This window comes from Aestuariibaculum scopimerae (genome assembly GCF_059428085.1).
Map to the genome: position 1 here is coordinate 3,927,989 of NZ_CM182089.1, position 23,988 is coordinate 3,951,976.

At 34.6% G+C, this 23,988-nt stretch carries 25 protein-coding genes; 12 read left to right on the forward strand and 13 right to left on the reverse strand.

What is annotated here, in order from left to right; all coding sequences use genetic code 11:
* Positions 1 to 32: 32 nt before the first annotated feature.
* The gene (locus AC5SR4_RS16960; RefSeq protein WP_495359205.1) at positions 33 to 2,453 is read left to right on the forward strand and encodes a TonB-dependent receptor; all 2,421 of its coding nucleotides are present in this window, start codon (positions 33 to 35) and stop codon (positions 2,451 to 2,453) included.
* On the opposite strand, the gene AC5SR4_RS16965 is transcribed toward AC5SR4_RS16960, so the two are convergent.
* Positions 2,450 to 3,592: a cysteine desulfurase family protein gene (locus AC5SR4_RS16965; RefSeq protein WP_495357460.1), complete on the reverse strand. Its 1,143-nt coding sequence runs from the start codon at positions 3,590 to 3,592 to the stop codon at positions 2,450 to 2,452. The two genes, AC5SR4_RS16960 and AC5SR4_RS16965, sit on opposite strands and share 4 nt — an antisense overlap.
* A 101-nt stretch (positions 3,593 to 3,693) precedes the next feature.
* Between AC5SR4_RS16965 and AC5SR4_RS16970 the strand changes: the two genes are divergently transcribed.
* A complete protein-coding gene (locus AC5SR4_RS16970) occupies positions 3,694 to 4,617 on the forward strand; it encodes a hypothetical protein (RefSeq protein ID WP_495357461.1) in 924 nt (307 codons plus the stop codon).
* A 34-nt stretch (positions 4,618 to 4,651) separates the two neighbouring features.
* Here the strand turns inward: AC5SR4_RS16970 and AC5SR4_RS16975 are convergent, their stop codons facing one another.
* Together AC5SR4_RS16975 and AC5SR4_RS16980 are read right to left on the reverse strand one after the other, a co-directional pair.
* Complete coding sequence (locus AC5SR4_RS16975; protein WP_495357462.1) at positions 4,652 to 5,221, reverse strand: DUF8465 domain-containing protein; 570 nt, start codon at positions 5,219 to 5,221, stop codon at positions 4,652 to 4,654.
* A gap of 5 nt (positions 5,222 to 5,226) precedes the next feature.
* On the reverse strand, positions 5,227 to 5,415 hold the full coding sequence (locus tag AC5SR4_RS16980; protein ID WP_495357463.1) for a hypothetical protein: 189 nt from the start codon (positions 5,413 to 5,415) through the stop codon (positions 5,227 to 5,229).
* A 70-nt stretch (positions 5,416 to 5,485) separates the two neighbouring features.
* Here AC5SR4_RS16980 and AC5SR4_RS16985 point away from each other — a divergent pair, with 70 nt between their 5' ends.
* Positions 5,486 to 5,770, forward strand: coding sequence for a DUF2752 domain-containing protein (locus AC5SR4_RS16985; RefSeq protein WP_495357464.1), 285 nt, complete (start codon positions 5,486 to 5,488; stop codon positions 5,768 to 5,770).
* Here AC5SR4_RS16985 and AC5SR4_RS16990 read toward each other — a convergent pair.
* Entirely contained in the window at positions 5,767 to 6,213 is a 447-nt protein-coding gene (locus tag AC5SR4_RS16990; protein WP_495357465.1) for a hypothetical protein, read from the reverse strand. The two genes, AC5SR4_RS16985 and AC5SR4_RS16990, sit on opposite strands and share 4 nt — an antisense overlap.
* 4 nt (positions 6,214 to 6,217) lie before the next feature.
* A complete protein-coding gene (gene rocD / locus AC5SR4_RS16995) occupies positions 6,218 to 7,462 on the reverse strand; it encodes an ornithine--oxo-acid transaminase (protein ID WP_495357466.1) in 1,245 nt (414 codons plus the stop codon).
* Positions 7,463 to 7,690: 228 nt separating this feature from the next.
* On the opposite strand from rocD, the gene rlmD reads away from it, so the two are divergent.
* From rlmD to AC5SR4_RS17025, 6 genes are all read left to right on the forward strand, one after another.
* A complete protein-coding gene (rlmD, locus tag AC5SR4_RS17000; protein ID WP_495357467.1) occupies positions 7,691 to 9,100 on the forward strand; it encodes a 23S rRNA (uracil(1939)-C(5))-methyltransferase RlmD in 1,410 nt (469 codons plus the stop codon).
* A 6-nt stretch (positions 9,101 to 9,106) separates the two neighbouring features.
* A complete protein-coding gene (locus AC5SR4_RS17005) occupies positions 9,107 to 9,649 on the forward strand; it encodes a DUF6452 family protein (RefSeq protein ID WP_495357468.1) in 543 nt (180 codons plus the stop codon).
* Entirely contained in the window at positions 9,615 to 10,346 is a 732-nt protein-coding gene (locus AC5SR4_RS17010) for a DUF6048 family protein (protein ID WP_495357469.1), read from the forward strand. The genes AC5SR4_RS17005 and AC5SR4_RS17010 overlap by 35 nt, the downstream gene beginning before the upstream one ends.
* Before the next feature lie 99 nt (positions 10,347 to 10,445).
* Entirely contained in the window at positions 10,446 to 11,333 is an 888-nt protein-coding gene (locus AC5SR4_RS17015; protein ID WP_495357470.1) for a carbon-nitrogen hydrolase, read from the forward strand.
* On the forward strand, positions 11,333 to 12,379 hold the full coding sequence (locus tag AC5SR4_RS17020) for an agmatine deiminase family protein (protein ID WP_495357471.1): 1,047 nt from the start codon (positions 11,333 to 11,335) through the stop codon (positions 12,377 to 12,379). The genes AC5SR4_RS17015 and AC5SR4_RS17020 overlap by 1 nt, the downstream gene beginning before the upstream one ends.
* A gap of 8 nt (positions 12,380 to 12,387) precedes the next feature.
* A complete protein-coding gene (locus AC5SR4_RS17025) occupies positions 12,388 to 13,278 on the forward strand; it encodes a class I SAM-dependent methyltransferase (protein WP_495357472.1) in 891 nt (296 codons plus the stop codon).
* A 13-nt stretch (positions 13,279 to 13,291) separates the two neighbouring features.
* On the opposite strand, the gene AC5SR4_RS17030 is transcribed toward AC5SR4_RS17025, so the two are convergent.
* Positions 13,292 to 14,449: a THUMP domain-containing class I SAM-dependent RNA methyltransferase gene (locus tag AC5SR4_RS17030; protein ID WP_495357473.1), complete on the reverse strand. Its 1,158-nt coding sequence runs from the start codon at positions 14,447 to 14,449 to the stop codon at positions 13,292 to 13,294.
* A 162-nt stretch (positions 14,450 to 14,611) separates the two neighbouring features.
* Between AC5SR4_RS17030 and AC5SR4_RS17035 the strand changes: the two genes are divergently transcribed.
* From AC5SR4_RS17035 to AC5SR4_RS17045, 3 genes are all read left to right on the forward strand, one after another.
* Positions 14,612 to 15,286, forward strand: a complete 675-nt coding sequence (locus tag AC5SR4_RS17035; protein WP_495357474.1) for a ZIP family metal transporter — start codon at positions 14,612 to 14,614, stop codon at positions 15,284 to 15,286.
* A 28-nt stretch (positions 15,287 to 15,314) separates the two neighbouring features.
* Positions 15,315 to 15,743, forward strand: coding sequence for a DUF4268 domain-containing protein (locus AC5SR4_RS17040; protein ID WP_495357475.1), 429 nt, complete (start codon positions 15,315 to 15,317; stop codon positions 15,741 to 15,743).
* Between the two features lie 85 nt (positions 15,744 to 15,828).
* Positions 15,829 to 16,335, forward strand: a complete 507-nt coding sequence (locus tag AC5SR4_RS17045; protein ID WP_495357476.1) for a YybH family protein — start codon at positions 15,829 to 15,831, stop codon at positions 16,333 to 16,335.
* Positions 16,336 to 16,385: 50 nt separating this feature from the next.
* Here AC5SR4_RS17045 and AC5SR4_RS17050 read toward each other — a convergent pair whose 3' ends face one another.
* The 7 genes from AC5SR4_RS17050 to recN all read right to left on the reverse strand — a co-directional run bounded on the left by AC5SR4_RS17050 (position 16,386) and on the right by recN (position 23,945).
* Positions 16,386 to 17,087: a response regulator transcription factor gene (locus AC5SR4_RS17050; RefSeq protein ID WP_495357477.1), complete on the reverse strand. Its 702-nt coding sequence runs from the start codon at positions 17,085 to 17,087 to the stop codon at positions 16,386 to 16,388.
* 3 nt (positions 17,088 to 17,090) lie between these two features.
* Entirely contained in the window at positions 17,091 to 18,668 is a 1,578-nt protein-coding gene (locus AC5SR4_RS17055; protein WP_495357478.1) for a sensor histidine kinase, read from the reverse strand.
* A 77-nt stretch (positions 18,669 to 18,745) separates the two neighbouring features.
* Positions 18,746 to 19,333: a dephospho-CoA kinase gene (gene coaE, locus AC5SR4_RS17060; RefSeq protein ID WP_495357479.1), complete on the reverse strand. Its 588-nt coding sequence runs from the start codon at positions 19,331 to 19,333 to the stop codon at positions 18,746 to 18,748.
* Positions 19,330 to 20,289 (reverse strand): CdaR family protein, encoded by a 960-nt coding sequence (locus tag AC5SR4_RS17065; protein ID WP_495357480.1) that lies wholly within the window; start codon positions 20,287 to 20,289, stop codon positions 19,330 to 19,332. The genes coaE and AC5SR4_RS17065 overlap by 4 nt, the downstream gene beginning before the upstream one ends.
* Positions 20,290 to 20,295: 6 nt before the next feature.
* The gene (locus tag AC5SR4_RS17070; RefSeq protein WP_495357481.1) at positions 20,296 to 21,294 is read right to left on the reverse strand and encodes a glycosyltransferase family 2 protein; all 999 of its coding nucleotides are present in this window, start codon (positions 21,292 to 21,294) and stop codon (positions 20,296 to 20,298) included.
* A gap of 76 nt (positions 21,295 to 21,370) precedes the next feature.
* On the reverse strand, positions 21,371 to 22,186 hold the full coding sequence (locus AC5SR4_RS17075) for an enoyl-ACP reductase FabI (RefSeq protein WP_495357482.1): 816 nt from the start codon (positions 22,184 to 22,186) through the stop codon (positions 21,371 to 21,373).
* 106 nt (positions 22,187 to 22,292) lie between these two features.
* Positions 22,293 to 23,945, reverse strand: coding sequence for a DNA repair protein RecN (gene recN / locus AC5SR4_RS17080; RefSeq protein ID WP_495357483.1), 1,653 nt, complete (start codon positions 23,943 to 23,945; stop codon positions 22,293 to 22,295).
* Positions 23,946 to 23,988: the final 43 nt, after the last annotated feature.

Genomic DNA, 23,988 nt, shown 5'->3' on the forward strand with positions numbered 1-23,988 from the left:
AATCGTTCGTTTTTTCATTTCTTTTCTTCTGTATGCTTTATAGTGCTTATTCTCAAAATGCGACAGTAAAAGGCGTTATTTTAGACGAAACCAATGCACCGATACCCAATGTAAATATTACAGCAGCCAATACGGGCACCATTACCAATTCCAATGGTTTCTTTATCATAGAAATTCCTGCTAACTTAGCTGTTACCATCACATTTAGCCATATTTCCTTTAAGAAGATTGTAAGCGTGTTCCGCCTAAAAAATGGAGAAAGCCTAGAATTCAATCCGGTTATGAGTACTTCCATAGAACAAATAGCTACCGTGGTTATTAATAACAATCGGCAAAAAAACATTGAAGGCATTACCACACTAAAACCAGAAACCATACGAAAAATACCTGGAGCCAATGCCGGTGTAGAGAACTTGCTTTTAACGCTACCAGGTGTAAGCAACAATAACGAATTAAGCACACAATATGCCGTAAGAGGTGGCAATTATGATGAAAACTTAGTATATGTAAATGGTATTGAAGTGTACAGACCATTTTTAATACGCTCTGGGCAGCAGGAAGGTCTAAGTTTTGTCAATACCGATTTAGTGCAAAATGTAGACTTCTCTGCTGGTGGGTTTCAAGCCAAGTATGGTGATAAACTTTCATCTGTACTCGACATAACCTATAAAACACCTTACCAGTTTGAAGCCAATGCCGACATTAGTTTGTTAGGCGCTAGCCTTTCGGTTGAGAACATAAGTAAAGACTCTAAACTTTCGGGCATAGTGGGTTTGCGCTATCGCAACAATAGTTTACTGGTAAAAGCCAAGGAGACCGAAACCAATTATAAGCCTATTTTTGCTGATGCCCAAGCATATTTTACCTATAAATTTTCAAACACATTCCAACTGAGTTTTTTAGGAAATGCTTCAATAAACAAATACAATTACCAACCCCAAACCCGACAAACAAACTTTGGCACATTAAGTGACCCCATAGCACTTATTGTTTTTTATGAGGGACAGGAAAAAGATGAATACCAAACTTATTTTGGTGCTTTTAAGGGCACTTATTTTGTTAACAACAACCTTAACCTAAAACTTATAGCATCTACCTACCACACCACCGAAGAAGAATATTTTGATATTTTGGCACAGTATAGATTAGGTGAAGTTAATACTGATATAGGTGAAGAAAACTTAGGAGATGTAGAATTTAGTGAAGGTGTTGGCTCACAATTAAATCATGGACGAAATGATCTAGATGCCCTTATTACCAATATAGAACACAAAGGCGATTTTAAAATTAATGATAACCGGATAGAATGGTCATTAAAATACACCCATGAAGATATACGCGATCGTTTGGTAGAGTGGGAAGTTATTGATTCAGCAGGATTTTCCATCAGGCCCCCAAATACCATACCCGCTAACGAACAACCTTATATCCCTTACAGCGGTCCTCTAGAAGCCTTTCAAAATGTTAGAACCACTAATAATACCCAAATAAATAGACTGCAAGCATATACACAATGGAGTAAACGTACCACTATGGGCACCAATGATATTTGGTACAATGCCGGTGTTAGAATACACAACTGGACCGTAAATGGAAACGGCATACTATCTAACACCCAAACCGTAGTAAGCCCCCGGGCACAATTCGCTATAAAGCCCAACTGGAAAAAAGATATGTTGTTTAGAATAGCTGCAGGATGGTATTACCAACCCCCATTTTATAGAGAGCTTAGAGATGCCCAAGGTATAGTACAACCACAAGTAAAAGCTCAACAATCCATACATTTGGTATTGGGCAATGATTATAGTTTTAAACTCTGGGACCGCCCTTTTAAGCTAACCTCTGAAGCTTATTTTAAAAACTTAAGTGATGTTAATCCTTATACCCTAGAAAATGTTAGAATAAGATACCGTGCTAACAACAATGCCAAAGCCTATGCCTACGGTTTGGATATGCGATTAAATGGTGAGTTTGTTCCAGGAACAGAATCTTGGTTTAGTTTTGGGTACCTTAAAACTGAAGAAAACATTAATAACCAAGGGTATATATCAAGACCAACAGATCAGCGGCTTAAGTTTGCAGCCCTGTTTCAGGACTACGTGCCTAATGTACCAAACCTAAAATTATATCTTAACATGGTTTACAATACAGGTTTACCTGGAGGGTCTCCCAGCTATGCTGATCCTTATGAATACCAAAATCGATTACCAGCTTATAAACGCGCTGATTTAGGATTACAATTAGTTTTAGTTGACAGTAAAAAGCAATTTACAAGTGGCTGGAAAAAACCTTTTAAAGAGCTCGCTTTAGGGTTTGAGATATACAATATTTTTGATGTGCAAAACACTATAACCAACACATGGGTTAGAGACGTTTACAGTAAACGCCAATATGCCATTCCAAATTATTTAACACCTAGGGTCTTTAACGTTAGAACTACAATGAAGTTTTAGGCCATTAACGCCTTTAAAGTAGCCACCACATAATCAATTTCTTCCTTGGTATTGTATATACTAAAAGAAAATCGAAGCGACGGTTTCAACAAATCCTCGGTATTTAAAATCTCTGTTAAAACATGCGAGTTTTGGTTACTGCCACTTTGGCAAGCACTCCCTTTAGAACAGGCAATACCTTTTAAATCCAATTGAAATAATAGCATGGCTGCTTTTTTGGGCGGTACTGGCAAACAAACATTTACCAGCGTATAGGTGCTTTTATCCATATCATTCGAAAGCCCATTAAACATAATATCAGGAATAGCCTGTTTTATGCTATCAATAAAATAGCGTTTTAACCCTTTAACATAATCCATCTCATCCTCTAAATTATTAATGGCCATGGTAAACGCTGTTTCCATTCCTACAATATTATGCACACTTTCAGTACCTGCCCTTAAACCACGCTCTTGCTCACCACCAAAAATGAGAGGTTTTAAACCAGCATTCTTTCTAATAAACGCAAAGCCAACACCTTTGGGTCCATGAAACTTATGGGCTGCAGCAGCTATAAAATCAACTTTAATATCTTGTAAATCCAATTTATAGTGTCCAATAGACTGTACCGCATCACTATGAAATAAAGCATTATTGGCCTGGCACAAATTGGCAACCCGCTTTATATCCAATATATTACCAATTTCATTGTTTATGTGCATTAGGCTTACCAATGTTTTGCTTTCTGTTTGTAATAAACGCTCCAAGTGCTCATAATCTACGGTGCCGTGGGCATCTACGTGCACATAACTTACCGCTATGCCATACTCACTTTCCAAAGCCTTAACAGCATGTAAAACAGCATGGTGCTCAATTTTAGATGTAATAATATGGGCAACTTTCAAATCCCTAACCGCACTGCGCAGCAATAAATTATCAGCTTCAGTTCCACCAGAAGTAAAAATAATTTCACCGGCAGATACATTTAAATTATTGGCAATTACCTTTCTGGTTTTTTCAATTAAAGCTTTAGACGAACGCCCAAAACTATGCGAAGATGAGGCATTGCCATAATGGCTCCTCATAACTTCAGTCATGGAGTTTACAACTGCTTCCCTCATGGGAGTCGTTGCTGCATTGTCTAAATATACCTGTTGCATAAAACAATTTTAGGTAACAAAAATACTTAGAATAAAATTATTACCAATAAGCTACGTTATAAAATACAATTCCATTATTTTTGCCTTAAAACACAAACCCAATGCGTAAGTTATTTTTTGTTTGTATTGCCTTAAGTTTAGTAAATTATTATTCCTGTGACGATGGTGATGTAATTACTGTTGAATTTGATTTTGATGAAACCTTCAAAGCCTGTGGAACAACCGATTTAGTGTTTTATAAAATAAAAAATGACCCTTCAGAATCATTGTCTGTTAAAATATCAGGTCTTACTATAGATGATGTTCTAGCTGTAGGAGATGATAATACTTATGAAGAAACCTTCGATATGAGTACCTCCAACCCATTTAATTATAGAACCTACAGCAATACAACCTTGCCTTCCGATTTATTTTGTAACGATATCCCCCTTTCTGATATTAAAATCACACAAGATATTGAAAGTACCAGTGGCTCTGTCCTAATTAGAACGGTTTTAACTGAAGATGACAATGATGGTATTCCAGCCGAACTAGAAGACCTAAACAATAATGGTAATTTAGATGATGATGATACTGATAATGATGGTATCCCCAATTATCTAGATTTTGATGATGACGGTGATAACATCCGTACGATTGATGAAGATCCCGACCCTAATGATGATGGGATTTTAGATGATGCTCAAGATACGGATGGCGATGGAATACCCGATTATTTGGATGCTGATGATGACGGTGATGGCATAGATACACGTGATGAAGAGAACGAAACACGAGACCAAAATCCTGCTAACGATATTACTAATGGCGATATTGGAGCCGATTACTTAAATCCAGAAGTGGCTAATGAAAATGGACCAAAGGCTACTGCCTATAGAGAGCATAGTATTTACCAAACCTATTTAGTAACACTTACTGTATCTAACTTCGATTTAAAAATAATTTCGTTGGATGTATTCGATTTTGGGATATTGGAAGATAGTGCTTTAACAAAGACTATAAAAGAGACCCCTGCGTTTAACTAATGTGATGAACCGCTAATGAACTGCTCGGCTCGATTTATACTTGGTCACCAATGGTATTTTGAAAAATATAAACCTCTGTAGCTCCTAGCCCATATTTCTGGTAATTGGCATCATAAAACTTCACATTACTATAGCGCCCAAATAAGTATTCCAGTTCTAACCTAAGAACACCCTCTCCCACCCCATGAATAAAAACCACTTTCTGGATGCGTTTGGTAATAGCATAGTCTAATTTACGTCTTGCTGTTTCCAATTGAAGTGTTAGTATATCATGGTTACTCATCCCTTTGGCCGATTTTACCAATTGGTTAATATGCAAATCTACTTCCATAGGAGGCACAAAACGTTCTTTATATCTTTTTTTTGGTTGCTTTCTTTTGGCAGGACGTTCCTTTTCTTGGATTACTATTTTAATATCGGCGGGCAAAATATGTGCTTTTTTAAGAGATTGGTTTGTCTTGGTTTTTACCAATTCATGGCTTTTAAACTCCAGCACAAAACCGTCATTCGTTTCAATAGCAATAGTATCACCACTAATATTCTTAACAATGCCAGACATGTCCTCGTCCAAAACCAAAACCATATCACCTTTCTTAAATGCCATAATTATTAGTTTGCAGTGTCATTATCGGCATCATCGTCCTGTTTACTGGGTATTGTTTTTGCTATTCTATAAATCCCTATCATTAAAATAACAATACCACCTATCAGTATATATTGGTTTTGTGTTGCACCTGCTTGGGCATAAAAAGCTACAACTGCTCCCAATAAAATTAATATATAATTTAAATACTTCATTTAATAAGTTATAAAAAACAAAGCTACAAAGTTTCTAAGTTTTTTATACATTTAGAGTAACTAAAAACGCATGCAAGGTTTAGAAGATTACATGGTACCGTGCCTAAACAAAAAACTGCTTGGCATAGAATGCCTAGGTTGTGGCATGCAACGATCTACTATACTGTTATTACAGGGTGAATTTTCTAAGGCCTTTTACATGTACCCTGCTATTTATTTACTTATTCCTCTGGTGATTATTATAGCTATAAATATTTTTTATAAATTTAAATATTCTAATAAAATTATAAACTTTATGGCAATAGCATCGGTTATTACAGTTATTGCCAGTTATATTTATAAACTAATCAATTAAAATACTCCCAACAAGGCCGTTAGAAATACCAAAGCATAGATACTAACAATAACAATAGCAAAAATACCCATGTATTTATAATGGGATTTTAAATTGGAAAAAGCTAATTTAAAATCATCGTTACTAACAACTTTTAGAGCATGTTTCATCTTTCTTGAAAAATTAAAAAGATAGTACACAGGAAAAAAATAAATAAGGGCCATACCCACATAAATAAATCCAAAATACCCCATGGAAAACCCTAAGTTTTCGTAAGGATTGTTACCGCCCATACTACCACTCATAATGGTGCCAAAAAACAAACCAATAATGACCAAAAGTCCAATGCCTACAAACCCGAGTATAGATAAAAAGTAGGACCACGAAGCAATTTCCTTTAAAAAATTTTTAACTTCGCCATTAATACTTAGTTCAAAACTTTCAAAAGCTGATTTTTCTTCCATGCTTTTATTTTTCAAATTGTTTAAGTGTTTTTATTATAATACCAACACAGTCCAATAATTGTGCTTTGGTCATAACTAAAGGTGGTGCAAAGCGAATAATGTTACCATGTGTGGGTTTGGCCAATAGGCCATTATCACGTAAAGCTAAACAAATATTCCAGGCCGTGTCGCTATCTTCGGAATCATTTATCACAATGGCATTCAACAGACCTTTTCCACGTACTGATTTAGCAATATGACTGGTTGCTATGTAGCGTTGCAACTCACTTCTAAACAAAGCCCCTAATGCATCGGCGTTTTCGGCTAGTTTTTCCTCTCTAACAACCTCCAAAGCGGCAATTGCCACAGCAGCTGCCACCGGATTCCCTCCAAAGGTACTACCATGGTTGCCCGGCTTTATAACATTCATAACTGCATTATTGGCCAATACTGCCGAAACGGGATACACACCACCACTTAACGCCTTACCTAAAATTAAGATATCTGGAGTAACCTGTTCATGATCTACCGCAAGTAGCTTCCCAGTACGAGCAATACCCGTTTGTACCTCATCAGCAATAAAAAGTACATTGTACTGTTCGCACAAGGCTTTAGCCTGTGATAAATAATTTTCACTAGGCACATATACTCCTGCTTCACCTTGTATAGGTTCTACTAAAAACCCCGCTACGTTAGGATTGTTCTTTAAAGCTTGTTCTAAAGCTTCTAAATTATCATAAGCAATCTTAATAAAGCCTTTGGTATAGGGTCCAAAATTTTTACGTGCTACTGGATCATTGGAAAAGGATATAATGGTTGTGGTACGACCATGAAAATTGTTATCACAAACAATAATATCTGCTTCATTTTCATCAATACCTTTAACCTCATAGGCCCATTTTCTACAAATCTTTAAAGCAGTTTCTACAGCTTCGGCACCTGTATTCATAGGTAGTAACTTATCAAAGCCAAAAAAATTGCACGCAAATTTCTCATATTTACCCAACATATCGTTATGGAATGCCCTGGAAGTTAATGTTAATGTTTGTGCCTGTTCTATCATAGCCCCTACAATTTTTGGGTGACAGTGCCCTTGGTTAACTGCAGAGTAAGCCGATAAAAAATCGTAATACTGCTTTCCGTCTACATCCCATACATACACACCATCTCCCCTAGTCAATACCACTGGTAAAGGGTGGTAATTGTGTGCGCCATACTTGTTTTCTAAATCGATCGCCTGTTGCGAAGTTAAATGTTCTAAAACAGCCATTTTAATAAAGTTTAAAGAGTTAAATAAAACAACCATTCCTACTGTACCTTTTTCCTTTCGAAGTGTCGAAAATTCAGCGTGGGAGAGAAATCATCCCTTAGAGCCCGCAATTTACAAATTATTTTTGAAGTCACTAGTCATTAAGTACATACCAAAAGAAAGAACCAACAAAAATCTAACCATCTAAAAATCTAATTATCTAACAATCTAATTCCTTACTTTTGCAGCATGTCTAGAAAAAAGAAAAAGCAAATATTTACAAACGTTGAAGTTGTAGATGCCGGTGCCAAGGGGAAAACTATTGCCAAAGCCCCTGATGGTAAGATTATTTTTTTACCCAATGCTGTGCCTGGAGATATCGTTGATATACAAACCTTTAAAGCTCGTAAAGCATATTATGAAGGGAAAGCTACCTTGTTCCATAAACGATCCAACAAAAGAACACAGCCTGTATGCGAACATTTTGGGGTTTGTGGTGGATGCAAATGGCAAGATATGGCTTATGAACACCAACTGTTTTATAAACAAAAAGAGGTCACTAATAATTTAAAGCGTATTGGACATATAGAACTTCCAGAAATCACCCCCATTTTGGGCTCTGAAAAACAATACTTTTACAGGAACAAAATGGAGTTTTCATTTAGTGACAGCCGTTGGCTGACCCAAGAAGAAATTCAATCGGATACCTATTTAGGCAATCGGAATGCCCTGGGCTTTCACATACCTGGCATGTGGGATAAAATACTGGACCTAAATACTTGTCATTTACAAGAAGATCCTTCCAATGCTATACGTAATGCAGTTAAGCAATTTGCTATAGATAATGATTTGGAATTCTTTAATACCAGAAACCAAACTGGCCTATTAAGAACTATGATGATTCGTACGGCAAGCACTGGTGATATTATGATACTTATCCAATTCTATAAAGAAGACCAGGTAAAACGAGAGCTGCTATTAGACTTTATAGCTGAAACCTTTCCGCAAATAACATCGCTACAATACGTTATTAATAGTAAAGCTAACGATACCATTTACGACCAAAAAGTAATTTGCTATAAAGGCAATGACCATATTTTTGAAGATATGGAAGACCTGAAGTTTAAGATTAATGCCAAATCTTTCTATCAAACTAATTCCAGCCAAGCTTATGAGCTTTATAAAATAGCTCGGAACTTTGCAGGGTTAAAGGGCAATGAATTGGTATATGACCTCTATACTGGTACTGGGACTATTGCTCAATTTGTTGCCAAACAAGCAAAAAAGGTTATTGGTGTAGAATCTGTACCTGATGCTATTACAGCTGCTAAAGAAAATGCACAATTAAACAATATAAATAACGTTGAATTCTTTGTGGGTGATATGAAAGTGGTTTTTAATGATGCATTTATCGCGAAACATGGTCGCCCAGATGTTATCATTACAGATCCTCCACGTGATGGCATGCATAAAGATGTTGTACAACAAATACTAAATATAGCCCCTAAAAAAGTGGTGTACGTAAGTTGTAATAGTGCCACACAGGCCAGAGATTTAGAACTGATGAAAGATTTATACCAAATAACCAAAACACAAGCAGTAGATATGTTTCCGCAAACACATCATGTGGAAAATGTTGTACTTTTGGAACTTAAATAAGCATACATGAAAAAAACAAGTCTATTTTTTTATAGCATCCTACTTATTACAACCACTACAATTAGTTGCGAGCGAGATGACATTTGTCCTGAAAGCACACCTACAACTCCAAGAATAATTATAGATTTATATGATAGCAGCAACCCTGAGAGTAAAAAAAATGTATTTGGGTTGCTTGTAGCAGGGATTGGTAACGAAAATGCTTTAGAAGGCTATAACATTGTATCGACCAACATACTATTATTGCCATTAAAAACCGATGCCAACAGCACGCAATATAGGCTTATAAAAGATACGACGATTAACGATAATGGAACACCAAATGATACCAGTGATGATTTTTTGGAAGGTAATGAAGATATCATTACCATAAATTATAGCCGTACTGAAGTATTTGTATCACGTGCTTGTGGTTACAAAACTATTTTTGAAAATGTAACACTTACCATAGAGTCCGACACCGATAATTGGATAATATCCAGACAGCCTTTAAATGATAACCAATCTGTAGAAGATGAAACAGCAACACACTTTAATATATACCATTAGTAGCACCATCATTTTACTTATGTTTTGTGGTATTACTAATGCACAAAACGATAGTATTGTAAGTGTTGCAAACGATACCCTAAAGTTCAAGCAAAAATACGGCTTACGCTTGGGGGGCGATATCAGTAAGTTAGGGCGTTCCTTTTTGGATGATGATTACAGTGGTTTTGAAATCTCTGCTGATTACCGCTTAAAAGATCGCTTATATATTGCAGGCGAAATTGGGTTTGATGAAAAAAATACTGTTAACGACTATTTAAATATTACTACTAAAGGAAGCTATATTAAAGGAGGTATAGATTATAATATGTACCAGAACTGGTTGGATATGGATAATATGGTTTATGCAGGATTTCGTATTGGTGCCAGTACATTCAGTCATGATCTTGATAGCTATACCATCTATAATACCAATCAATATTGGGCGCCACAATTTTCTTCTACTGAATCAAGAGAATATAGTGGACTAACAGCGCTTTGGGCTGAAATAATCTTAGGTATAAAAGTAGAACTGCTTAACAATCTTTACATGGGGCTTAATACACAACTTAAATTTTCAATAAGTGAAACAGAGCCCAACAATTTTCAAAATGTATATATTCCAGGGTTTAATAAAACATTTGACAGTACTGGTATAGGTGTTGGCTATAGTTACACTATTTCTTACCGTATTCCACTGTATAAGAAAGCTAAATAGTTTACTTGTGAATTCGTTATATTATATCTTTCAATTTTTTAATTCTTGAATTTTTCAATCTTTAGTTACCTTTGCATATAAACTATTCAAAAGTTAGTAATGCCTAAAAAGACCTATAAAATAGCCGTTGTTCAATTAAACCTGAACAATACACCAGAAAACAATCTTAAAAAATGTTTGCAATGGGTTAAAGATGCTGCAAAACAAGGTGCAGAAGTTATCTCGTTACCCGAACTGTACAGCAGCCATTATTTTTGTCAAAGCGAAGATGTTGATAATTTTGCATTAGCAGAACCCTTGTACAGTACTTCTTTTAATGCCTTCAGTACACTAGCCAAAGAGCTGGGTGTAGTTATTATTGTACCGTTTTTTGAAAAACGTATGGCAGGTGTATATCATAATAGTGCATATATTTTAGATACTGATGGATCTGAAGCAGGCTTATATAGAAAGATGCACATTCCAGATGACCCGCATTTTTACGAAAAATTTTATTTTACTCCAGGAGATATTGGGTTTAAATCATTCCCTACCCAAAAAGGGAATATAGGTACACTAATTTGTTGGGACCAATGGTACCCTGAAGCTGCTAGGCTAACTGCTTTACAAGGAGCCGAAGTACTTTTTTACCCTACCGCTATTGGTTGGCATCCACAAGAAAAAGTTCAATATGGCGAAAACCAACAGGGGGCATGGATGAACGTCATGCGTGGGCATGCCGTTGCCAATGGTATTTACGTAGCAGCAGCCAATAGAATTGGTCTTGAAAAATATCTACCAGATACTAATGGTATTGAGTTTTGGGGTTCCTCCTTTATAGCAGGTCCGCAAGGTGAAGTTTTGGCACAGGCTTCTGTTGACAAAGAGGAAATACTCATTGCAGAAGTTGATTTAGAGTTACAAGAGAATGTACGCCAAAATTGGCCATTCTTAAGAGACCGCCGTATAGATAAATATAGCGATATCACTAAACGGGCTATTGATTAATGAGTACTGACAAGTGGACATTCCCTGCAGAATGGGAACAACAACAAGGTGTTTTATTATGCTTTCCACATAATGGTAAAGACTGGCCCGGTAAGTATGAAGCAGTGCAATGGGCCTTTGTTGAGTTTATTAAAAAAGTAGCTAATGTAGAGCAGGTTATCTTAATTGTTGCTAATAATACACTGAAAAACAAAGTTTATGGCATGTTGGAAACTGCTCATGTTAACCTAAAACATATTACGTTTATTATCCATAAAACCAATCGCAGTTGGATGCGAGATTCTGGGCCAATAATTGTTAAGAAAGGTAAGGCTAGAAAAGCCCTTAATTTTAACTTTAACGGTTGGGCTAAATACACCAACTATAAACTAGACAAAGGTGTACCCAACAAAGTGGCTGATTTTTTAAATATCCCCTTAGAACAAGTTACCTATAAAGGCAAGCCTATTATTATTGAAGGTGGCGCCATAGATGTTAATGGTATAGGTACATTGCTAACCTCTGAAGAGTGTTTGCTACATTCCTCCATACAGGTTAGGAATCCTGGTTTTACCAAAAGTGATTATGAAGCTGTATTTAAACAATATCTAGGGGTTACAAATGTTATTTGGCTGGGAGACGGTATTGAAGGTGATGACACCCATGGCCATATTGACGATCTGGCGCGTTTTGTAAATGAAGATACCATTGTTACGGTTGTGGAGTCCAACCCCAAAGATTTCAACTACAAACCGCTACAAGAGAATTTAAAGCGTTTACAGGCTGCTACTCTACAAAATGGAAAACGACCAAATATTGTATGTTTGCCCATGCCTAAACGCTTAGATTTTGACGGATTACGCTTGCCCGCAAGTTATGCCAACTTTTTAATTTTGAACAAAACAGTTTTAGTGCCTACATTTAATGATGTTAATGACCGTGAAGCTCTAAATATTTTAGCCAATTGTTTCCCTAACAGAACAGTTATAGGTATTTCCGCAATCGATTTTATATGGGGCTTTGGCACCTTACATTGCTTAAGCCAACAAGTCCCCATTGGTAATTAGTTAGTAATATGGCTATTACCAAATACATAAAGCAGCATAAAGTAAAAACCAGTATTTTTAAGTTACTGGATCTATTACCAAATAGTTTGGGGTATTATATTTATCACCAGTTACAACGTAGTTCCTTTAAAAATATGGACCAAAGGGTAATGGCCAATCGAAATAGTTACCTTACCATTAAAAACATCTTGTGTAAAAATGGGATTGCTCTTAAAAACAAGAATGTTTTAGAAATAGGCTCTGGATGGCTACCTCTGATGCCCTATCTTTTAAAAACCAACGAAGATATCAACAAAATATATACCTTCGACATCAATGCTCATTATAACAACAAACGCATAGCAAAGACTGATGCATACTTTAACCCCAACAATGCATTAGGCTATAATTACTCGACGAAACATGGTTACCGCCTTCCTGACTTTATTGTATACTACCCTAAGCAAAACATAATAACATCTGTCTTACCTACTGGTATTGCCCTATGCTTTTCCAGGTTTGTGTTAGAGCATGTACCACCCGAAACCATCGAGGCCATGCACAAAAAATTGTACAACTACCTAGAACCAGGTGCCACTGTGTTGCATTTAATATCACCCAGTGACCATAGAGCCTATACAGATACATCTATTTCACTTTACGACTTTTTAAAATATTCTGAAAAGGAATGGAATGGTATACAGACCAAATTTGATTATCACAATCGGTTACGGCTTCCTGACTATATTAATATCTTTAAGACTGTTGGGTTTAAAGTTTCCTTTTTAGAATATGAGAAGGTTTCAAAAGACTCAACTAAATATAAAAAGTTTAAGGATTTAGAGCTTCATTCTGACTTTAAAAATTACACAGAAAAAGATTTGCTGGCCAGTTCTATAAACATTTTGTTAACCAAATAATTAGGAGTTAATCCTACTTCATATATTTTCCCTTCTTGCTCCCTTCATAAATCTCAAACTTCACAAAACGCGATTCTAACTTTGCGTTGTAAAGTTGTATTTTTCGGGAAGGACGTAACCCTACATGCTTTAGGGCATCAAGATTACTGGTAATAAACCAAGCATTGGTATTGGCATAGTTTTGCTTTAAAGTATCTCCAATGTTTTTATAGAACGCCTGCATATCGATATTTAACCGCTCACCATAAGGAGGATTGAACACCATATGCAGCACATTATCCCCGCCTTTTTGGGTTTTAAAGAAGTCTTCATGTTTTACTTCAATAAAATCGTCTAATTGGGCATGCTTAATATTCTCAATGGCTTTGGCTACAGCACTGGGTGCTTTATCATAACCAACTATCTTATGATGAAAGTCTCGGGTTTTGTTCAATAAGGACTCCTCAATCTTTTCAAATAAATCCACATCCCAATCTTGCCAACGTTCAAAAGCAAATTCTTTGCGCATCAAGTTAGGTGGTATATTGCAGGCAATCATAGCTGCTTCAATTAGTATAGTACCACTTCCACACATAGGATCCATGAAATCAGATTGTCCATCCCACCCTGATAACATAATTAAACCTGCTGCCAATACTTCGTTTATGGGGGCTATATTTGTTATCATTTTATATCCTCTTTTATGCAAGGAATCGCCAGAACTATCTAACGAAATAGTACATTCGTTCCTATCAACATGTACATTCACTTTTAAATCGGGAAACTTTAGGTCTACATTAGGGCGCTGTCCATCAACATCTCTAAACTTATCTACAATTGCATCTTTAGTTTTTTGGGCTATAAAAAGGGAATGCTTAAATAAATGTGAGTGAATGGTAGCATCAACGGCCAAAGTTCCCGTAGGTTTTAAATACGCTTGCCAATCTATTGCATAAATCTTATTGTATAAATCCTGTTCGTTATAAACTTTAAAACTTTGTATGGGCTTTAATATTTTTATGGCGGTTCGCAAACCTAAATTGGCCTTGTACATAAAACCCTTATCTCCTAAGAAAGAAACACTTCGAACACCTTTTTTTACATCTTGCGCACCCAATTGTATTAATTCTTTTGCTAACAAATCTTCAAAACCAAATAGGGTTTTGGCAACCATTGTAAAATTTTCTCTCATTTTTTATCTTACTTAAAGAGTTCGCTTTAATAGATTGCAAAAATAGCGTAATTTTGTTTTAAATTAGCGTTATTCTAAATTAGGTTTGGGTTTACAATAAATACCCTGCCATGCCCACATGGCAACCTTCCAGTTTAATGATTTTAAGTAGTTATATTTTAAATGAACAAGTTTATTTTTCCTATTCTGGCGGTTGTTTTGGGGTTTGTTTTGGCAACCATTACCAAAAAACAAAAATCAATTAACACCAAGCTCCTACTATCTTTTAGTGGTTCATTTTTACTGGCTCTAACACTTTTTGAATTATTGCCTGAAGTTTACCATCATTTAGACAGCAAGTACTCTGGGCTCTATATTATGTGTGGTATTTTGTTGCAAATTGTATTGGAATTATTTTCTAAAGGTGCTGAACATGGGCATGTACACATTCATAAAAATGAATCGGCTTTTCCTTGGTTATTATTTATAAGCTTATGTATACATAGCTTTTTAGAAGGTTTTGCAATACACGACCATAATGATATGGTGTATGGTGTTTTAGTTCATAAAATACCCATTGCTACACTTATTACCATGTTTTTATTACAATCGCGTTACAACAAATTACAAATTGCTGTCTTTTTATTGGTTTTTGCAATTATGACCCCATTAGGAACTTTTATTTCAACAACTTCAGAAGTTGTTGCTCATTATACACAAATAATTAATGCCATTGTAATTGGTATCTTTTTCCATATATCTACAACCATTTTATTTGAAAGTGGAGACGGGCATAAATTCAACCTGTCTAAATTTATAGCTATTATTTTAGGCGTAGGAGTGGCTTGGATGATTTAGGCAAACAATTAACTTCTAATTTTAAAAAGTGTTTAGCAAAGAGGAATCGCGCAAATTACGACAAGCATTTTGGACAAGCTTTGGAAAATCTTTTCCCCGTAAATGGATTTTATACGACACCAAATTAAAAGGTTTTAGTTTTAAATTTCATTTTGACACCAAACAGGCTTTGGTAGCTCTAGACCTTGAGGACAATCTGGAACATCGTATCAATTATTGGGAAAAGCTCGTTGCTTTAAAAGCTATTTTGTTAGAAGATTATCTTCCAGAAGCTATTTTTGAAGAAACTTATATTTTAGACAACCATAAAGAAATTTCCAGAATTTATGTTCCTTTAGAACAAAAAGTATCCATACACAATAAAAATACTTGGCGTGGTGTTATGGAATTCTTTAATGAAAAAATGTTACTATTTGAAGACTTCTTTGAAACCTATAAAGATGTTATTGATTCTTAAACAATAGTATCTGTACAAAAATAGTACCTTTAAGCTACATCAAAAGATAGAATTTAATATCTTATAACCACAAAAATAAACTAAAATGCGATTTTTATTAACATGCTTACTGGTAATAATAACAACAAAAGCAACAGCTCAAAACGCACAAGAGTTAAAAGCTATTAACAAACAGGTCTGGAATAATTTCACTAAAGCTTTTGAAACTTTTGATTATAAACTTTTTGAAAGTTTGCATAGTGATGACTTAATCCGCGTGAGCGGCAATAACAAAACCATACAAAGTAGAACCAGTTATATTAATGGGTACAAGAAGCATTGGTATAGTAGTACTATAAAGCAAACTATTTCATTCCGATTTTTAGAACGTATTTATAACAATACTAGGGCATCTGAACGAGGTATTTATAAATTAACTAAACACTTGGGCAGTGAAAACGAAGTCTCCTATTACGGTAAATTTCATGTAATACTAGTAAAAGAAAATAACCAATGGAAGCTCTTAATAGATTATGACTCTTCCGAAAACAACACCATTGGTGAAAGTTCTTACAACAACGCTCATGCTTTAGATGATTTTGATAAATTTTGAAACAAAAAATCCAGCTAAACGCTGGATTCTTTATATTATTAAGTTAGATTTTAGTTAACTACCAACCTAAAACCTTCACCGTGAATGTTAAGTATCTCTACTTTATCATCAAGTTTTAAATATTTACGAAGTTTGGCAATATACACATCCATACTACGAGATGTAAAGTAATTATCATCACGCCATATTTTGGTTAAAGCCAATTCACGAGGCATTAAATCGTTTTCATGCAATGCCAATAAACGCAGTAATTCATTTTCTTTGGGAGATAATTTTATAGGGTCACCACCATTATAACGTAAGAAGCGTAACTTTGAGTTTAAATCAAATTTACCTATTTTAAATTCAAATTGCTTACTATCAGAGATAGTCTCTGTTGCCTTACGCTGCATGATAGCTTTTATTTTCATTAATAGCACTTCACTGTCAAAAGGTTTATTTAAATAATCGTCTGCACCAACCTTATAACCTTTCAAAACATCTTCTTTCATAGTTTTGGCTGTTAGGAACACAATAGGAACATCATCATTTTTCTCTCTGATTTCTTTCGCTAATGTGAACCCGTCTTTATAAGGCATCATAACGTCCAGAATGCATAAATCGAAATCGTCCTTTTTGAATTTCTCAAAACCTTCCATTCCATTTTTTGCATGAACAACGTCGTAATCGTTCATCATTAAATAATCTTTTAAAACAGTTCCAAAATTTGGATCGTCTTCTACTAATAATATTCGTTTTTTTATATCTTCCATATGTTATGATATTAGCGGAAGCCTTACGATAAATGTGCTTCCTTTTTCTTTTTCACTTTCTACTTCTATATAACCTTGGTGGTCTTCTACAATACGCTTTACATAAGCCAAGCCTAATCCATGACCTTTTACGTTATGAATATTCCCTGTATGTTCTCTATAGAACTTTTCGAATACCCTTTTAACGGCAGCTTTACTCATACCACTACCGTGATCTTTTATTTTTAAGAAAATATTGGTGCCAATATTTTCTGTATACACCTCTATTTTAGGTGCATCTGGAGAATACTTAATAGCATTATCCAGCATATTAACAATAACATTAGTAAAGTGGGTTTCGTTAGCCAAAACTGAAGATTTTTGCGCATCAAAATACGTTTTTATATACCCTTTTCTATCTTCCACTAGAAGTTCTACGTGTGTAATGGCGTCTTCAATTAAATCATGCAGGTCCAACCTTTCTTTACTAATGTTTAGTTCGTTTTTTTCAAGTTTAGATATTCTCAATACATTTTCTACCTGGGCATGCATACGCTTGTTTTCTTCCTTAATCATAGCCAAATACCGCATAACTTTATCTTTATCGGCTATAATTTTAGGATTCTTTATAGAATCCAATGCCAAGTTAATTGTAGCAATAGGTGTTTTGAATTCATGCGTCATATTGTTAATGAAATCCGTTTTTATTTCTGATATTTTACGCTGTTTAACCAATTGGTACAAAGCACTGGAATATGCCAATACAATGATAGAAGTAAAAATAATAGAGAGCGAAATCATTCCAATAACGGATGATAATATGAACTTTCTATCATCTGGAAAATTTACCAAAAGCTTATAAAGACTTTGGTTGTTTTCATCATAAAAAATAGGAACACTGAATGTAGAACTTTTATCATATTCAAAATTATCACTACGAACTTTTGTTGCCAAATCATTGCCATAAATAGCAAACTCAAAATCTATATTAATACTATCCTTTTCCAGTTTTGTGGCCAATAATTCCTTGATTTGTTCTGCCGACACACGCTTATGCACAGGTGTCCTTCTGGAGAGCTCCTTAAAACTCTTTTCAAAGCTAATACGTTGTGCGTCAGATATACTACCACTTCTTATAATTTTAGTTATGGGACTTTGAATAATATCCTTATCAGATAAATTCAAATTTTTATAGCTTTCTATAGAAGAGCTTCCTATAATATTGGTAATGTCGAGACTATCTAAACCTATGTCAAAGAGCGTTGAAGATAATTTATAGTTTTCTTCTAAAACATTACTCCTGTAAATAAGGGTTTCTTTAGTACTATTATTTTGCTGATAGATTAACAATTGTGAAACTGCTACAGAATCAACTACTTCTTTCTGATTATTTACTAAAGACTGAAATTTATCGTAATAGGCTGACAGTTCATTTTCTTCAATTGTGTTGGAAACATAATTGAGGGCTTTATTCACATTAAACCTAAAACGTTCTTTTTCATTTTTTACAGAACCATTGATATAATAAGCTTGAACAAAAATAATACCTATAAGAGACAAACTCATTAAAAGTATTAACAGGACGAATATTCTTTTGCTCATTGATCAAAATTAACATTTTAACATTTAGTCTAATTAGGTTTTAACCTTACATTAACAAAAATGTTAAAATTTATAAATTATTTTATCGATTTGATAATCTGCTCATGAATTTTAACAACTTGTGTCTTGGTGTTTTCCAGAGCAATATTTTCAATAATATAGTGTGAGTGCTCCAACCTTTGTGCATCGGTCCATTGATTTTGCATAACAGCCTCTATTTTGCTTATAGTCGTATTATCTCGCTTTAACAACCTTTTTATCCGTGTTGCTTTTGGAGCCGTAACTGTAATTATGGCATCACACTGCTTGTAACTACCATTTTCAAACAAAATAGCTACCTCTTTAATAACATAAGGTCCCTCTTGCTTTAGTTGCCATTTATTAAAATGCTTTGCCACGCGTGGATGTATGATAGCATTCATTTTTTCTAAATAGGACTTATTATTAAAAATAACATCAGCAATATATGGTCTGTTAAGTTGATTATTTATATAGGCTTTATCACCAAACAATTCTATAAGTTTTCGTTTGATGATTTTAGAAGTAGCCATCAGCTTTTTGGCCTCATCGTCCGCTATATATACTGGTACTCCAAGTTCCTTAAATAATTTGGCTACGGTTGTTTTTCCACTGCCTATACCTCCTGTAAGCCCAACTACTTTCATTGTGTTATTATAAATTCAATATGTTGCTGGTTAATCTTTGCGTTTTTAACAGCATTGGGGATTTTTAATATCTCTGGCACTAAAAACGACTGGTTGTTTGTTATTTTAGAATAATCACAAATCACTAAAAAATCTTTAGCCTTAATGCTATTAAAGTTACTTAGACTCACATAATAAGAAACATTTACCTCTTTTGGAAAGTATTTTAGCGTAATGCCTTCGGGCACATTGATTATATTTACTGGAATTTTCAGGGTACCCTCGGTAAACTTCTCTACCGTTGCCTTCAAGTTTACTTGTGCATGTGAAATATTTAAACCTGTTTTTTCCTGTAAAGGTTTTAAATTAACTGTCTGGTTTATATCTGCTTTTATATTGGATAAGTTAACATTTACAGTCTCTACTTCATTAATCTTTACCACTGTTACATGCGGACCTATAACAATTACCGAGTCGGGGTCTAAAGTGTATGGGCTTGCCACATCATACCCTGGGCTAAACTTTATATCAGCATTCAACACCACGGGTACTTTTTTTACTAGATTAACATCATACCTAAAAAAAAGTGTATCTGGAGATATATTGAGCAATTCTACCTGCTTACCAAACTGTGTATTTCCTATATAAGAGCTAGACTTATGCCAAGTGAAAACGGAATCGTTTTTATAAACATCTTTAGTAAAATCAATTTTAATTTTAGGCTTGGTAACATAATATTTAAGCCATTGAAAGCCATGAGTCTTTAAAGTAATGTTCAAGGTTATCGAATCGTTTAAAATTACATCTTCTTGAGGCACATTTAACTTTTCAATACCAAAAGATATGGTATTTGTGTAATCTTTAGACAACTTGGTCAATATTAATATAATAAAGGCCATTAACAAGAATAACACAAATACATTGATCTTCTTGTTTTTAATTGCTGTAACTAATTTTGTTCTTAATTTTCTTAACATTGTTATTTAAAAAAACAGATTAGGAAAATATACTTCAGGTTTTTTCTTTAATACCCTTATAGCAAATGTTGATTTTAAAAAACCATAACCATAGCCAAAAAATTGTACTGTGATAGCAATCATAGCTAAGGTTGAAACCACAATATGTTTTGTTGTAACCAATGCAACTATAAAGACTACCACATAATATAATACAAACAGTGTAAAAAACATCTTGATTTGAAATAAAAGTAATAGCAGCGCCAAGAGCAACCCTATACTAAATAATGAAGGGAACCAATACGTTACTTTTTTGCTTTTAGGGTGCCATTGGTTCAGAATAGGCCTTACCATACCAAACTTATAAACTTGCATATAAAATTTACGCCAAGAAATCCTACGCTTATGGTACACATAGGCATTGGGTATTAATGCTGTTTTAAAGCCTAAATTTACAAGTCGTATAGATAGGTCGGGGTCTTCCCCTGGATGAATATTGCCAAATCCTCCCGAAGCTTCAAATGCCACCTTTGATATCCCCATATTAAAACTTCTTGGCTGGAACGTATCCGCACGCTTTTTGTTCCCCCTTATACCCCCCGTAGTTAAAAAGGATGTCATTGAAAAATTAATGGCTTTTTGCAAATTACTGAATGATTTGTGTGCAGCATCTGGTCCACCATAACAATCTACATAATTTGTGTTTAGAAAATCTTGAACAGTGCTTAAATAGTTTTTGGGCAAAATGCAATCGGAATCTAAAATAATAAAGTAGTTTCCTTTGGCCTTTTGCATACCATAATTTCTTGAGGGGCCTGGACCAGAGTTTTCTTTAAAATAATATGCAATGTTTAGTATTTTCTTAAACTCATCTACAATAGCCTTGGAAACATTTGTAGAACCATCTTCCACAATAACAATCTCAAAAGGCACCGTAGTTTCTAGTGCTGCAAAACTCTGCAAAAGCTCGGCGATTTCGTCTGGTCGATTATAAACGGGTATAACAAATGAAAACTGTAATTGCATAACACAAATGTAACCAATCCCATGAAAAAAGCCATCTTAAAAAGATGGCTTAATGTTTATATTAGGAAATATCTTGTTATTCACCTGTAAAGGTACTCATAACAGCATCACTAACTCCCATATTACTAAAACCTCCATCATTATAGAGGTTTTGCAATGTAACACGTTTGGTTAGATCGCTAAACAGCGTTACTGTATAATTGGCACAATCTAAAGCAGTTGCATTACCTAATGGAGACATTTTATCGGCATAAGCTATAAAGCCATCAAAGCCTTTTACACCACTACCTGCAGTTGTGGGTGTTGGCGATTGTGAAATGGTATTAACACGTACTTTTTTATCACGCCCAAAGAAATAACCAAAGCTACGTGCAATACTTTCTAAGTAAGCTTTATTATCAGCCATGTCATTATAATCTGGAAATACGCGCTGTGCAGCCATGTAAGATAACGCTACAATGCTTCCCCATTCGTTCATGGCATCAGCTTTGTAAAGTGTTTGCATTACTTTGTGGAAAGACATCGCAGATACATCAGTACCTTTTTGGGTCCAGTCATAATTTTGATCGGTATAATGCTTGCCTTTACGAACGTTTATAGACATTCCTATAGAGTGCAAAACAAAATCTATTTTACCTCCAAGAATTTCCATAGATTGCTTCACTAAATTCTCAAGGTCCTCAATCGAAGTTGCATCTGCCGGAATAATTTGTGAACCAGTTTTTTCGGCTAATTCATTTATTTGCCCCATACGCATCGCTACTGGTGCATTGGTTAAAACAAACTGCCCACCTTCCTCATGCACGCGTTCGGCTGTTTTCCATGCAATTGAATTTGAATCTAAGGCCCCGAAAATGATTCCCTTTTTTCCTTTTAATAAATTATATGACATATTTAATAGTTTATATGTTTATTAGTTGTTCCTTATATTAGGTTAAATGTAATTTTTTAAATTGGTGGTCAAAAATACTAAACTTTAAACTAACTTTTTGCTTTTTTCAATTCAATAATTCTTTTGCGTGGGCAATGGCAGATGAAGACATTTCTATACCACCAAGCATTTGCGCAATTTCAACGATACGTTCGTCGTGGTTTAGTTTTACCATATTTGTTTGGGTTACTTCATTAACGTCTTCTTTATAAACTTTAAAATGCGAATGTCCTTTAGCGGCTATTTGAGGTAAATGTGTAATGGAAAACACTTGCATTGTTTTACTCATCTGTAACATAATATCGGCCATTTTGTTTGATATTTCTCCAGAAACACCTGTGTCAATCTCATCAAACATAATGGTTGGTAGCTGAATATATTTGGCTAAAATAGACTTAATTGCCAACATAATTCTGGACAATTCACCACCTGAAGCTGCCTTTTTAAGCTCATTATAACTACCCCCTTTATTAGCAGAAAACAAAAAGGACAAGACATCTTTACCATTAGTTAAAAATGCTTGCTGATAATCCAACGCTATTTTAAACTGGGCATTGGGCATCCCTAAACTTTCTAAAATGCTTTCTAGTTGACTTTTTAATTCTGGAATTACTTTAGTTCGATTTTGATGTATCTCTTTAGAGATAGTATTCAATTCCACCGCTTTAGCATCTATTTCTAACTGCTTTTGTTGAATTGTGCTGTCTATGTTTTCAGTAACAGATACTTTTTCTTCCAGGTCATTCTTGATTTGAATTAATTCTGAAATCGAATTCACTACATGCTTTTGCATTAAATTATGTAACACTCTAAGTTTGGAATCTACCAATTCCAACCTTTTAGGATCGGCTTCTAAAGTATCTTGTAAAACATCTACCTCAGTAAAAACATCATCCATTTCTATAAGACTGCTATTTACCCTACTGTACAAGTCTTCATACTTGGATGAAAATGAAGCCAATTTTTGCAATGTGTTTTTAAGTGATGTTAAAGTATTTAAGACACCCACCTGTTCTTCACTCAACAGTTGGTAAGCTTCAGCTAGTTTCTCTTTAATGCCTTCTATATTGTTTAAGCTTTCGTATTCTTCTTCAAGTGATTCCAATTCCCCTTCAACCAAGTTGGCTTCTACCAGTTCACCCAATAAAAAAGTATTGTAATCATGCTCTTTTATAGCATCTGTTTGAAACTCCAAAAGTGTTTTAAGTTCTTTATTAAGGGTTTTATAAGTTCTTAAATTTTCAGTGTATACTTGTAAAAGTCCTTCATTTTGGGCCAAAGCATCTATAACCTGAAACTGAAACGCATCACTGGTTAATTGCAAGGTTTGATGTTGTGAATGTATATCTACCAAACGCTCGCCTAAAAGTTGCAAACTATTTAGATTAACTGGCGAATCGTTTACAAAGGCTCGTGATTTTCCCGAAGGGAGAATTTCCCTCCGTATAATGGTTTGCGTTTCATAATCAAAATCCTCTTCATGAAACAAACTCTTAAGATTGTAATTAGAAATATTGAAAACAGCTTCAATAACACATTTTTTTGTGGCATCCTTTAAACTGCTTAAATCGGCACGCTTACCAAGTATTAATGATAAACCTCCTAAAAGTATGGATTTACCTGCCCCAGTTTCACCCGTGATGATTGAAAAGCCATCATTAAATTCCACTTGAAGCGTATCAATCAATGCATAATTTTTTATTGAAAGTGATGTTAGCAAAACTTTAAAAACGATTTAAGTTAAAAAATAAATATAGTGAAAG

Excerpts from the sequence above, each read along its gene's own strand:
- AC5SR4_RS17070 (WP_495357481.1), bottom strand. The coding sequence starts at position 21,294 with ATGCAATTACAGTTTTCATTTGTTATACCCGTTTATAATCGACCAGAC.
- AC5SR4_RS17055 (WP_495357478.1), bottom strand. The coding sequence starts at position 18,668 with ATGAGCAAAAGAATATTCGTCCTGTTAATACTTTTAATGAGTTTGTCT.
- AC5SR4_RS16990 (WP_495357465.1), bottom strand. The coding sequence starts at position 6,213 with ATGGAAGAAAAATCAGCTTTTGAAAGTTTTGAACTAAGTATTAATGGC.
- AC5SR4_RS16960 (WP_495359205.1), top strand. The coding sequence starts at position 33 with ATGCTTTATAGTGCTTATTCTCAAAATGCGACAGTAAAAGGCGTTATT.
- AC5SR4_RS16980 (WP_495357463.1), bottom strand. The coding sequence starts at position 5,415 with ATGAAGTATTTAAATTATATATTAATTTTATTGGGAGCAGTTGTAGCT.
- AC5SR4_RS17075 (WP_495357482.1), bottom strand. The coding sequence starts at position 22,186 with ATGTCATATAATTTATTAAAAGGAAAAAAGGGAATCATTTTCGGGGCC.
- AC5SR4_RS16965 (WP_495357460.1), bottom strand. The coding sequence starts at position 3,592 with ATGCAACAGGTATATTTAGACAATGCAGCAACGACTCCCATGAGGGAA.
- AC5SR4_RS17005 (WP_495357468.1), top strand. The coding sequence starts at position 9,107 with ATGAAAAAAACAAGTCTATTTTTTTATAGCATCCTACTTATTACAACC.
- AC5SR4_RS17035 (WP_495357474.1), top strand. The coding sequence starts at position 14,612 with ATGAACAAGTTTATTTTTCCTATTCTGGCGGTTGTTTTGGGGTTTGTT.
- AC5SR4_RS17010 (WP_495357469.1), top strand. The coding sequence starts at position 9,615 with ATGAAACAGCAACACACTTTAATATATACCATTAGTAGCACCATCATT.
- rocD (WP_495357466.1), bottom strand. The coding sequence starts at position 7,462 with ATGGCTGTTTTAGAACATTTAACTTCGCAACAGGCGATCGATTTAGAA.
- AC5SR4_RS16985 (WP_495357464.1), top strand. The coding sequence starts at position 5,486 with ATGCAAGGTTTAGAAGATTACATGGTACCGTGCCTAAACAAAAAACTG.
- coaE (WP_495357479.1), bottom strand. The coding sequence starts at position 19,333 with ATGAAAGTAGTTGGGCTTACAGGAGGTATAGGCAGTGGAAAAACAACC.
- AC5SR4_RS17020 (WP_495357471.1), top strand. The coding sequence starts at position 11,333 with ATGAGTACTGACAAGTGGACATTCCCTGCAGAATGGGAACAACAACAA.
- rlmD (WP_495357467.1), top strand. The coding sequence starts at position 7,691 with ATGTCTAGAAAAAAGAAAAAGCAAATATTTACAAACGTTGAAGTTGTA.
- AC5SR4_RS17015 (WP_495357470.1), top strand. The coding sequence starts at position 10,446 with ATGCCTAAAAAGACCTATAAAATAGCCGTTGTTCAATTAAACCTGAAC.
- AC5SR4_RS17025 (WP_495357472.1), top strand. The coding sequence starts at position 12,388 with ATGGCTATTACCAAATACATAAAGCAGCATAAAGTAAAAACCAGTATT.
- AC5SR4_RS17065 (WP_495357480.1), bottom strand. The coding sequence starts at position 20,289 with ATGTTAAGAAAATTAAGAACAAAATTAGTTACAGCAATTAAAAACAAG.
- AC5SR4_RS16970 (WP_495357461.1), top strand. The coding sequence starts at position 3,694 with ATGCGTAAGTTATTTTTTGTTTGTATTGCCTTAAGTTTAGTAAATTAT.
- AC5SR4_RS16975 (WP_495357462.1), bottom strand. The coding sequence starts at position 5,221 with ATGGCATTTAAGAAAGGTGATATGGTTTTGGTTTTGGACGAGGACATG.
- AC5SR4_RS17045 (WP_495357476.1), top strand. The coding sequence starts at position 15,829 with ATGCGATTTTTATTAACATGCTTACTGGTAATAATAACAACAAAAGCA.
- AC5SR4_RS17030 (WP_495357473.1), bottom strand. The coding sequence starts at position 14,449 with ATGAGAGAAAATTTTACAATGGTTGCCAAAACCCTATTTGGTTTTGAA.
- AC5SR4_RS17050 (WP_495357477.1), bottom strand. The coding sequence starts at position 17,087 with ATGGAAGATATAAAAAAACGAATATTATTAGTAGAAGACGATCCAAAT.